Here is an 11904-nt window from a genome sequence, read left to right on the forward strand (position 1 = left end):
AATATTGAGATACTTGCCAGGGTCGATGTGCGGCCCTGGCAAGATCACGTGTCGTGAGGCGTTGGAGTGCCGCTCTGGTCAGCGGCCTGATGATCGTGGCCGGATGCGGTACGACGGCGGGGCCGGCGGTCGCGGCGGACGTCCCCTGCGCCCAGGTTTCCGATCAGGGGTTGAGCACCGGGGCGTACCGGGGATCGCCGCTGGCCGAGGGCGAGACGGACTGCCTCGAGCTGCCGACTCCGGCCGGCGCGAAGCTGGAAATCTGGACACCGGCGTACTCCGTCCTCGAGCAGGACTTGGACATCGACGTCGTGGACGCCGACGGCACGGTGGTCTGCCACAACTGGTGTGAGCTGACCGGGCCGGCGCCGTACCGGATCGTGGTCACCGCTCTCAAGGCGATCACCGCCTATCAGCTGACGGTGCAGCGGACCGACCGGATCGACGGCTGCACCCCGCCGCAGGACCGGACTGGGGACACCGTCAGCGAGATCGCGTCGTTCTCCGCGGAGCGGTTCGCCACCTGTTACGCGATCCCGGCGGACCGGCATGCGACCTCGGAGATGCTGAGCGCCGCACCGATCGGCCGTACCGGTGGGAACCTGTGGACCGCGGTCTACGACAGCACCGGCGAGGGGATCTGCGGCGGCTACCTGGCGACGTTCGAGGTGGTCGTCGCGCACTGCCGTCTCCGGGAGGGGCAGGCGTACTCGCTGGCGGTGGTCGCGCGGCCGACCAGCGGCGACTACCGGATCAGCCGCAAGGATGCCACCACGCGGGGCGCGGACTGCCGGACCCCGGCGTCCACCCTGGTCGGCGGACCGGCGTCGGCCGGCTCGATCGCGGCAGCCGACGACATTCAGTGCTATCGGCTCTCCGGTTCCGAGACGGAGTCCTTCTGGGCGGCTGTGCGGAGCAACGGTGCGGTGCGGTACACGGTCCTCGACGCCGCTGGAGACGAGGTGGCCTGCGGCGTCTCCAGCCCGTGCCGGATGACCGGATCCGCCGACTACCGGATCTTCCTGTCCACGACGACGGCGTCGACTCCGAAGGACTACCGGCTGGACGCCTGGCGACTCGGCGAGCCGGGCCGGGCGCCCGCGGAGTGCCCGGTCGTGACCGATCCCGCCCGCCTGGCACCGATCACCACGATGCTCGACGATCAGAAGACCGCTGTGTGCCGGACCGTGCCGGTCCGGGGGCGCACCGCGTTCCAGGTGCGGGTCACCAACACCGAGGACGGCGCCGACCATCCGCGGCTCTACCTCTTCGACCACACCGGCACGAGCAACCAGGTGGCCGGTTACTGCCGCCAGGACGGTCCCTGGCACTGCTCGCTGACCGCGAAGGGTGATGCGCTCCTCGTCATCGCGCCGGGGGTGCCGGTCGGCCGGTTCCCGTTCCGGGCCGAGTTCGACTGTGACCCGGGGCCGTGCGCCGAGGAGCCGCAGCCGGTCGCGCTGACGTCGGTGAGCCCGGCGACCGTTCCCAACAGTGGGCCGGTCACCCTCACGCTGAACGGCGCCCGGCTCTCGGCGGGCGACACGGTGCGGCTGAGCCGGGCCGGGTCGGCGGCGATCACGGCAGCGGTGACCGGAGTGTCCGCTGACGGGACTGCGCTCACCGCGCGAGCTGACGTCACGGGGTTGGCGGGCGGCGCCTGGGATGTGACGGTGACGTCGGCCGCGCCGGGTGGTGGGTCGGCCGGCCGGGTGCTGACGGTCACGGCCGCGCCGCTGAAGGTGGTTCGGCCGCCGTCGATCAGCGGGACGGTGCGGGTCGGTTCCACGGTCCGGGTGGTGGCGGGGGTCTGGAGTCCGGCGGCTTCGTCCTATGCGTACCAGTGGACGGCCGGTGGCGTGGCGATCAAGGGAGCGGTGGGTTCGGCGTACGCCGTTCCCGCGGCGCTCCGGGGCAAGCGCCTCGCGGTGATCGTGACCGCCAGGCTCGCCAACCGGGCGAGCACCTCGGCGACCTCGGCTGCGGCTACGGTCGGCTACGGCGTGGCGCCCCGGGCGACCAGGGCGCCGAAGATCACCGGGACGGTCAAGGCGGGGAAGACGGTCAAGGTCTCGGTGGGGGCGTGGTCGCCGGGAGCAGATTCCTATCGGTACGAGTGGCGGCTCAACGGCAAGGTGATCAAGGGTGCCGGGAAGTCCTCGTTGAAGATCAAGAAGTCCTGGGCGGGGAAGAAGCTGACTGTCGTGGTGATCGCCAAGCGGGCCGGCTGTTACGACGGCAGAGCCGTGGCGAAGGCGATGAAGATCAAGCGGTAGGGCTCGTGGGAAAACGGCGAGGGCCGGCTCCGATCGGGAGTCCGGCCCTCGCCTGCACTGTTTTCGAGGCGAGAATACGAGACTCCGAGCGGGCTTCGCGCGGCGGGTGGGCGCTCAACGTGTGCGCTCGCCAGGCGTACCGCTGCTGTGAAAGACCACTCAGCCCGCGCCGCGTCGCTCACGGCGACCGAGACGGCGGCAGCGCCCGCCCGCACCTGCTCAACCTGGAAAACGGCACCGATTTCCCGCCGGCGGGTGCGGCATGGACAATCGGTCGGCGTTGATGACCGAGAAACATGGGGTCCGGGCATGAATTTCGACGGCTTCATCTCCTACAGCCATGCCGCTGACGGGCGACTGGCACCGGCCGTACAGCAAGGGTTGCACCGCCTGGCGAAGCCATGGCATCGCCGCCGCGCGTTGTGGATCTTCCGGGATCAGACCGGCCTGTCGGTGACGCCTGGGCTGTGGTCGTCGATTCAGAAGGCGCTGGACGGCTCGGAGTGGTTCGTGCTGCTCGCGTCGCCCGCGGCGGCGCAGTCGCCCTGGGTGAACCGCGAGATCGAGCACTGGATCGCGACGAAGTCGCCGGACCGGATCCTGCCCGTGGTGACCGACGGGGAGTGGCGGTGGGACGCGGAGCTCGGCGACCTGTCCGCGGATTCGACTGCCGTACCGGACGCGCTCCGCGGCGTGTTCGCGGAGGAGCCGCTCTTCCTCGACCTGCGATGGGCTCGCGACGACCGGCAGCTCAACCTGCGGCACTCCGAGTTCCGCAACGCGATCGCGGAACTCGCCGCACCCATGCACGGCGTCAGCAAGGACGAGCTGGAGGGCGAGGACGTCCGGCAGCACCGCCGGGGCCGGCGGCTGCGCCGGGTGGCCATGGGGGCGGTGGCACTGCTGACCGCTGTGGCGTCGGTGACCGGCGTGGTCGCGGGACGCAACGCCGACCGGGCCACGGCCGCGGCGGTGGAGGCCCAGCACCAGCAGAATGTCGCCTCCCAGCAGCGCGGCAACGCCGAGCGGTTCGCGGAGGAAGCCCGGCGCCAGGAGGAGAACGCCCGCACTCAGGAGGCGCGGGCACACGCCGCCACCGCGGAGACGAAGCAGCAGGAGAAGCACGCGAAACAACAGCAGGACGCCGCCGAGCGAGCGGCGATCAAGGCCGAGCGGCAGGAGAAGAACGCGCGCCGCCAGCAGGAGCTGGCGAAACAGGCGAAGGCGCTGGCCGGGCAGCAGAAAGCGGTCGCCGAGGAGCAGAGCAGGCTGGCGCGGCAGTCGGCGACCGAGACGGCCCGCCAGCGGATCATCGCGGAGCAGCAGCAACGCCTCGCCGGTGACGCCGCCGCGGAAGCCGAGCGGCAGGGGCACATCGCGAGGCAACAGCAGCGGATCGCCGAGGAGGCCGCGGCGGAGAGCCGCCGGCAGAAGCTGATCGCCCGGGAGAACGAGCGAAAGGCGAAGGACGCCGCCGACGAGGCCCGCCGGCAGGAGGAGAACGCCGCGGAGCAGAAGCGGATCACGATCGGGCGAAGGCTGTTCAACCAGGCCAAGACGACGATCAGCAACGACCCGGTGACGGCGCTCCGGCTCGGGATCGCCGCGCAGCGGATCCAGCCCGACAGCGAGGCCCGCGCCGAGCTCAGCGGACTCGTCACGTCCACACGCCTGATCGGCGGCGCCACCGATGTGCTGAACCTGGCGTGGTCGCCCACGGGTGACATCGTCGCCGTCGTCGAGTCCGACTTCACCGCGTCGCTGTGGAACACGGCCGACCGGGCGAAGCCGGTCCGGCTCGCCGCGCTCGAGGGCTACATGTTCGTGGGCGATCCCGTCTTCAGCCCGGACGGTAAGACGCTCGCCGTGCTCGGTGGCTGGGACTTCGAGCCGATCCTCTTCGACGTGTCCGATCCGGCCGCTCCGAAACGGCTCGGCATGATGTCGTACCCGTTCGCCGCCTGGCTCACCTTCAGCCCGGACGGTAAGACGCTTGCCGTGGTCACCCTCGACGGGGAGTGGAGCCTGTGGGACATGGCCGACCGGGCGACTCCGGCTCTGCTCACCAGCCAGACCAAGGGGTACGGTGCGCCGCTCGCGTTCAGCCCCGACAGCCGTACCGTCGTGATGGCCGGAGCGCCCGGTGCTGTTTGGGACGTCACCGACCGTACGCATCCCACCGAGGTCGGCACGCTGGACGGCAACTGGCGCGGCGTCGCATTCAGCCCGACACGACCGCTTCTGACCACCACCGACGAGAACGGCAACCTCGCGGCCTGGCACATGGACAACCGGGCGAAACCACGCAAGTTCTCCACGACGGCGGGCCGGGCCTACGGCGCGACGTTCAGCAGCGACGGTCTGACCCTGGCCACCAGCGACCGGGAGGGGACGGCACGCCTGTGGGACATGGCGGCGAACGCACCGGTCCACGTGGCCGACGTGAACGACCACAGCGGCTCCGCGGGCTCCCTGGCGTTCAGCCCGGACGACCTGACCCTGGCCACCGCCGGCTACTTCGGCACGCTGAGCCTGTGGACCGTGAAGGCACACGGCGAACCGGCGGTGCTCGGCCGGGCGATGGGCGACTACGAGTCCGGCCGGGTCGCCGCCCTCACGTCGGACGGCCGGCGCCTCACCACAGTGCATTTCGACGGATCGGCGACCGTGTGGGACCTGGCGAACCCCGCCGACCCCGCCAAGCTCGCCACCGTTCCCGTACACCCCGATCATCTCGACACGGCCGCGGTCAGCCCCAGCGGTGACACCGTCGCCGCTCTCGGGTGGGCGGCGAACGGGTCGGTGACGCTCACCGACCTCAGCGATCCGAGCGCGCCGGCGACACTCGCCACGCTCCCCGCGAGGCAGTTCAGCGAATCGCTGGCGTTCAGTCCGGACGGGCGCACGCTTGCCGTACCCGGCAAGGAACTCGACGTGACACTGTGGGACCTCACCGACCGGCGACACCCCGTCCAGCTCGCCGACCTGCCGAGCGTCGAAGTCGCCCTGGCCATCGCGTTCAGCCCCGACGGCAACACCGTCGCCGTCGCCGGGAACCGGGTCGTCAACCTGTGGAACGTGGCCGACCGATCGTCCCCGGTGCATCTCGGAACGCTCAAGGGACACTCCGACCTCGTGTACGCCCTGGCGTTCAGCCCGGACGGGCGCACCCTGGCGACCGGCAGCAACGACAAGACGGCGGCCCTGTGGAACGTCACCGGCAAGCTCCGCCGCCAGGCCATCCTCACTGGCAACGGCGCCCCGGTGTGGTCGGTGGCCTTCGCCCCCGACGGCCGGACACTGGCGGTCGGCACCCTCGATGATGCGGCGGCGCTCTGGGACGTGGCCGAGCTGTCCGGCCCGGTCCGGGTCGCCACGATGAGAGGCGCCGACGTCAGGACGAAGTCGCTGCTGTTCCATCCCGACGGGCGGACGCTGACGACCAGCGGCATCAATTTCGGCAACACCCTGGCTGTTGTCCGGGATTACTCGGCGCTTAACGAGCTGCGGGCTGATCCCGCTGCGGTCGCGTGTGCGGTTACTGGGGGCGGGTTCACGCCGGACGAGTGGGCGGCGTACATCCCGGAGGTGCCGTACCAGCGGACCTGTTCCGGGTGAAAGCAAGAAGGCCGGCCCCCGTGGGTCCGGCGAGACTGGCCGGCGCTGTCGATCTAGGTAGATCGACTGTTTCGCAGTCCCAGATGCAGCGCCAGAGCTTCGCGGAGTGGCGCTTGCAAGGTGGTTGGAAGCCGCCCCAGGTGCCGGCTGACGCGTGCCACGTCGACGGCGCGAATCTGTTCGACCTGAATCTTGGAGTCGGCGGTGAGGCCTGTCTCGGGCTGATCGGACGCGATCAGCACTTGAAACGGGTAGACCTTGGTGACGTTGGACGTGATCGGCGCGACCGTGATGACGCCGCGACCGAATCGTTCTGCGGCACGGTTGGCGCCGTCATTGCTGACGATGACCGCGGACCTGACTTTGTTCGCCTCACTCCCGGTTGCCGGGTTCAGATCGACTCGCACGATGTCGCCCCACCTCACGAGGCGAGGCCGTCGGCAGTCGTGGTGTCCCACAGGGCCGCGTCGGGAGAGTCGTTCCACTCGCTGAACGCTTCTGCGTACTGGTTGGCCAGTTGTCGGTCACGGAGGAGGGTGACAGCCTCGTGAATGGTCGCGGAACGATTCGCGCCCTGCTCATCGAGGAACCTGACATCCTCTTCGGGGAGGCTGACACTAATCTTCATACTCGGATCCTACCTGCGGTAGCATCATGGTTGCTACCACCGGTAGGACGATGATCGACACCTCGGCAGGACGCGAGCAAGCTGGAGCCCGCCTGCCTGGGGCGAGCCTGCGGAGTTGGGCCAGCGGCTTGACCCATTAAGTCGCGGACCACGTCGTCGAGCGCGAGCGGTGTTTGCCGTTCATCTGTACAAGATTCTTGTCGCGAAGGCTCTGGAGTGCTCGAACGACCTGGTGATAAGCGAGTCCGGTAGCTGCTTCGACGCTGGCTCTTGATGTTTCAGCTCGGCGGACAAATTCCAGCACCGCGCGCTCGTTTGCGGTCAGGTGGATGGGCGACGATATCGCTTTGCCCGGCGCTGGTCGGTCGAAGAGGCCGGCTTCTTCAGCGCGGGTTCCGATCAGGCGGTAGACGGATGTCCCTCGTGTACCGGACTGTTCGATCAGCCTACGGTCGACCAGGTCCCGAAGATCACGGCTTGCCGCCCGGCTGTCCCGAACGCCGGTCGACGCGCGATAGCTGCTGTTGTTGAGAGCGCTGCCGTTGCGCATCATCACCAGTGCGGTCATCTGGGCTCTCGTCAGGGGGTACTCGTCGAGGGACCCCAGCCAGTTCAGGGCCTCTTCGTCCAGCAACGTGTGATTGGGAAACTCGGCGGAGAAGGAGGCTATGTCATCGGCGAAACCGGGTGGCTCCATCCCTGCGTCAGTCAATGCCAGAAGCATCCGGGCGATGCCGGTTCCGCGGTTTTCGCAGACCATGTGACCGTCTCCGAAGGGGGTGTCCTCCAGAATCTTCAAAAGTGCCTTGTTGCGAGAGGACGTGACCGTGGTGACGCCCAGGGACCGGACATCGACGGGACCGTACAGGCCACCGGGATTCCGGATCAGGAGACGGTCGGGGTACATCTCGACCTGGACCTGAGTTCCCCTGGCAAATTCCGAGTAATCCCGGTGGACGATCGCGTTGACCAGGGCTTCTCGGAGAACCTCTTCGGGATACTCCCATTCTTCGGTGCGGAAGATGCCAGACACGATGCTGCGTCGTCGCATATTGCGCTTCAGAAGTCGGATGCATTCGGCGACCATGAAGGGGATGGAGCCGTCAATCGATCTGTTCTCCATGAAGCGCTCGCCGGAGCTGCCCAGAAGCCCGGCTTCGGATGGATAGACCACGAAGGTGATGTCGAGCTGAGGTTCGAAGGTTTGTGGGTACTGGCCGAAAACGAGCAAGCCCGCGAGGGTGGGAACGGCCTGACCCCCCTGCGTGGTCAGAACGTTGAGCATCGTCAAGGCACGCTCGTCGTCGACTTTGCGGAAGATGTCACTCCTGGTATCGCGGATCCGCCGGAGGAACGCGTTGACCAGTTCCGAGTCCAGATCGTCGACGTTCGCGCCTGGGACGGGCGACAGGTCGTGCTTCTGCTCGCGTCGGTTGGACAACAGCACACCGACCTCGTAGTCGGTGAGCTTCCTGTCACCGTCGCTTACCCGGATGCGGGACCCTGCCCATCGGCCGAGGAGCGCTTGTGACATGGCCGCTGATGCTACGGAGGCTGCTTACGGGATCGATGATGCTGTCAGCGTTGACGGAGTCCTCCGAGCGCTCATCGACCAGCCAACTTGGCGCTGATCGTCCAGCGTTCCTGTGCCACTCTCGTCGTACAGGATTGTGCTACAGCGTGCTACAGGGAAGCCAAGTTCTACACGTTGGCGCGATGAGGTAGGCGTCCGCGGGCGAGACACTGCGGCTGGTCGGCCGGACTCGCGTCGACGCGTGTGGGGTTTCTCGAGCCGCAGGCGAGGATCAACTGAGACGGCGACAGCAAGAAGGCCGGACCCACCGGGTCCGGCCTTGTCGCGTCTGCCCTGGTCAGGGCTGGCGGAGGATACGAGATTCGAACTCGTGAGGGGTTTCCCCCAACACGCTTTCCAAGCGTGCGCCCTAGGCCACTAGGCGAATCCTCCGTGCGCCAGGATACGACAGGTTCTTTCGCCGCCAACCCAAGGGGGGTCGGTGCGGCCCCAGATCCATTGGGTAGGCTTCGGGGCAGCCCCTCGTGCGGCGTGCATCTCGTGAACCTCCCCAGGGCCGGAAGGCAGCAAGGATAAGCGGGCTCTGACGGGTGCACGGGGGGTCCTTTCACTTCTGGGGCACCTCGTTTGTTCTTGTCAGACCCTCGACGGAGAATGACGCGGTCGTCAGGAGGTGGCAGGAGTGGCACTCGCCCTCTATCGCAAGTACCGGCCTCGCACCTTCGCCGAGGTGATCGGCCAGGAGCACGTCACCGAGCCGTTGTCGCAGGCGTTGCGCAGCGGGCGGCTCAACCATGCGTATCTGTTCTCCGGCCCACGCGGCTGCGGGAAGACTTCGAGCGCGCGCATCCTGGCCCGCTCGCTGAACTGCGAGCAGGGCCCCACCCCCGATCCGTGCGGCGTCTGCGGCTCCTGCAAGTCGCTGGCCACCGACGGTGGCGGCTCGATCGACGTCATCGAGATCGACGCGGCCAGCCACGGTGGTGTCGACGACGCCCGTGAGCTGCGGGAAAAGGCGTTCTTCGCGCCCGCCAGCAGCCGCTACAAGATCTACGTGATCGACGAGGCGCACATGGTCTCGTCGGCCGGCTTCAACGCGCTGCTCAAGCTCGTCGAGGAGCCCCCGGATTATGTGAAGTTCATCTTCGCCACCACCGAGCCCGACAAGGTCCTCGGCACGATCCGCTCGCGGACCCATCACTACCCGTTCCGGCTGATCCCGCCCGCCGTGCTCCGGCCGTACCTGCAGATGCTCACCGAAACCGAGGGCGTCCACGTCGACCCGGCGGTGTTCCCCCTGGTCGTGCGGGCCGGCGGTGGCAGCGCCCGAGACTCGCTGTCGGTCCTCGACCAGCTGATCGCCGGCGCCGGGCCGGACGGTGTGAGTTACCCCCGCGCCGTCGCCCTGCTCGGCGTCACCGACGTCGCCCTCATCGACGAGATGTGCGACGCCCTGGCCACCGGCAACGGCGCCGCGGCGTATGCGACCATCGACCGCGTCGCCGAAGCCGGCCACGACCCCCGCCGCTTCGCCTCCGACCTGCTCGAACGCCTCCGCGACCTGATCATCCTCCAGCAGGTCCCCGACGCCGTCGCGAAAGGCCTGATCGACGGCCCCGCCGACCAGCTCGAAACCATGTCCGCCCAGGCCACCCACCTCGGCCCCGCGACCCTCTCCCGCAGCGCCGACATCGTGCACAACGGTCTGGTGGAGATGCGCGGCACGACCGCGCCCCGACTGCTGCTCGAGCTGATCACCGCGCGCATGCTGCTGCCCGGCGCCGAGGACTCCACGGGGGCGCTGCTCCAGCGGTTGGAGCGCTTGGAGCGCGGGGTCACCCTTCCATCAGATGCAGGCGTACGGGTGGAGCACACACCCCCGAGCCCGGACAGTGACGTGTCCCGCGGCGCCCCGGCGGCCCCGCTCGCCGGGAGCGGCACCCCGGCGTCCCCTGCCGTCGGCAACGGCGGTCCCGGCGGTGGTGTCGGTTTGGCAGCGGCTCGGGCGGCAGCGGCTGCCGGTGCGGGCGCGGTCGGGTCCAAGGCGCGGCCGGCGGTTGTCGCGGGCCGGCAGGCGCCCGGAGCTCCCGCTGTGGCACCCGTTTCGGCTGCCCCTGTTTCCCCCGCTCCGGTCTCCGCTGCTCCGGTCTCCGCTGCGCCGGTTTCCCCTGCGCCGGTCTCCGCTGATCCAGTCTCCGTGGATGCGGCCTCTGGTGGGGCCGCCGCCGAGCCTGACTGGAATCAGGTCGCGGGCGGTGCTCTACCGCAACCGGCTGCCGCGGCTGTCGAGACCGAGGACGCCGGCTTCTACGACGACGAGCCGCCGTGGGACGAGGAACCGCCCGAGCCCGTGGAATCGGCTCGCCCCGCCGTGGACGAGCGGCTGGAGAAGGTCCGTGCCGCGTGGCAGTCCCTGGGCGCCCAGCAGAAGCGGGTCCGCGCGATGCAGGACTTCGGTATCGGCATCCGGGAACTGGACGGCGACACCGTCGTGTTCGCCGCACCGACACCCGCCCTGGTGGAGCGCTTCCTGAACTGGCGAGACCCGATCGCCGCCGAGTTCGGCCGGGCAGTCGGTGGGCAATGGCAGATTCGCTGCGAGGTGGGCGACACGACCAGCCCCACTCCGCCCCGCGCACCCCAGAGCACGTCGGCATCCAGCCGGCAGCCCGCAGCCAGCCGCCCGTCTGCGAGCACTCCCAGCCGCCCTGCCCCGCCGTCATCGGGTGCACCCAGCCGCTCTGCCCCGCCCGCGGCGCCTCCCACCGCTTCGTCCGCTCCCGCCGCCTCGTCAGCGCCGGAGCACAACACCGGACGAACGGAGTCACGCCCCTCCCGGCCGCAACGCCCCGCGGCCGCAGACGCCGACGACGACTGGCCGGCCCCGGCTCGCCCAGCCCCGGACCGCCGCGACGCCCCGCCTTCCGCTCCGGCGTCGTCAGACAGCGACTGGCCCGAACCCGCGCGTCCGGGCGGGCCGGCTCCCGCTCAGGCGTCGTCGGTTGATGACTGGCCCGAGCCCGCGCGCCCAGGGGGAGGAGCCGCGCCTAGCGGTTCTGCCGTCCCACCGGCCGCGCCGGACCGCCCGCACCCACAGGCCCTCTCCGCGTCTGTTCCCGCGACCGCGCCAGCACCGCCTGCGCCCGGGGCCGCTCCTGCGTCCGCGACGGCGCAGCCCGGACCGGTGACAGCGCCGTCCGGGTCCGCGACGGCGCAGCCCGGACCGGTGACAGCGCCGTCCGGGTCCGCGACGGCGCAGCCCGGGCCAGTGACAGTGCCGCCCGCGCCCGTGACAGCCCCGCCCGCGCCCGTAGCAGCGCCACCTGCGCCCGTAGCAGCGCCACCTGCGCCCGTGGCCGCGCCGGCGGTGGCACCGGCGGCTCCGGCCCGTTCGGCTGCCATGGAGGCGGCGAGGGCGGCCGCGCGGCCCGGTAACCCGATTCCGAGCAGTGGTCTGGCCGCCGCCCGGGCCGCGGCTGCCGGTGGGCGTAACGCGGCCCCCGCTCGGGCTTCCGACAGCGGGGGCTCGGCGCCGGGCAGGGCAGCAGCGGCTCCCGGGGGCGGTGCCGGTGGTTCTGCCGGTGGTTCTGCCTGGTCGGATGGATCGCCGACCGAGGAGGCGCCGTACGACCCCGAGTACGACGGTGTGCCACCGCCCGGCGGAACACCCGGTATCGAAGGCTTCGATCCCGGTGACGAGCCGCTGGACGACGTGATCGATGAGAAGACCGCCCGGCAGAGCAGCGAGGAACAGGCCATGCAACTGCTCCGCACGGCCTTCGGGGCGGAGAAGATCGGCGAGATGTGATCACTCTCGGTCTGTTGGCTGCCGCTCGGAGGTGCCTGAT

General features: G+C 69.7%; 6 protein-coding genes, 1 tRNA gene and 1 other RNA gene. 4 read left to right on the forward strand and 4 right to left on the reverse strand.

Annotated features, from left to right (window positions below):
- The first annotated feature begins 53 nt into the window (after positions 1-53).
- Complete coding sequence (locus tag ACFQV6_RS16845) at positions 54-2276, forward strand: hypothetical protein (protein ID WP_378028426.1); 2223 nt, start codon at positions 54-56, stop codon at positions 2274-2276.
- 309 nt (positions 2277-2585) lie between these two features.
- On the forward strand, positions 2586-5894 hold the full coding sequence (locus ACFQV6_RS16850; RefSeq protein WP_378028427.1) for a TIR domain-containing protein: 3309 nt from the start codon (positions 2586-2588) through the stop codon (positions 5892-5894).
- Positions 5895-5947: 53 nt separating this feature from the next.
- On the opposite strand, the gene ACFQV6_RS16855 is transcribed toward ACFQV6_RS16850, so the two are convergent.
- From ACFQV6_RS16855 to ACFQV6_RS16870, 4 genes are all read right to left on the reverse strand, one after another.
- Positions 5948-6301 carry a type II toxin-antitoxin system PemK/MazF family toxin gene (locus ACFQV6_RS16855; RefSeq protein WP_378028428.1) on the reverse strand — a complete coding sequence of 118 codons (354 nt, stop codon included), beginning with the start codon at positions 6299-6301 and terminating at the stop codon, positions 5948-5950.
- Positions 6302-6315: 14 nt separating this feature from the next.
- Positions 6316-6522: a hypothetical protein gene (locus ACFQV6_RS16860; protein ID WP_378028429.1), complete on the reverse strand. Its 207-nt coding sequence runs from the start codon at positions 6520-6522 to the stop codon at positions 6316-6318.
- A gap of 136 nt (positions 6523-6658) precedes the next feature.
- Positions 6659-8056: an ATP-binding protein gene (locus ACFQV6_RS16865; protein WP_378028430.1), complete on the reverse strand. Its 1398-nt coding sequence runs from the start codon at positions 8054-8056 to the stop codon at positions 6659-6661.
- A 344-nt stretch (positions 8057-8400) separates the two neighbouring features.
- A tRNA-Ser gene (locus ACFQV6_RS16870) sits at positions 8401-8488 on the reverse strand.
- A gap of 81 nt (positions 8489-8569) precedes the next feature.
- On the opposite strand from ACFQV6_RS16870, the gene ffs reads away from it, so the two are divergent.
- Positions 8570-8666, forward strand: an RNA gene (ffs, locus tag ACFQV6_RS16875) — signal recognition particle sRNA small type.
- Between the two features lie 72 nt (positions 8667-8738).
- On the forward strand, positions 8739-11864 hold the full coding sequence (locus tag ACFQV6_RS16880) for a DNA polymerase III subunit gamma and tau (RefSeq protein WP_378028431.1): 3126 nt from the start codon (positions 8739-8741) through the stop codon (positions 11862-11864).
- The last annotated feature ends 40 nt before the right edge of the window (positions 11865-11904 follow it).

Source organism: Actinoplanes sp. GCM10030250, assembly GCF_042666575.1.
Taxonomy (GTDB): domain Bacteria; phylum Actinomycetota; class Actinomycetes; order Mycobacteriales; family Micromonosporaceae; genus Actinoplanes.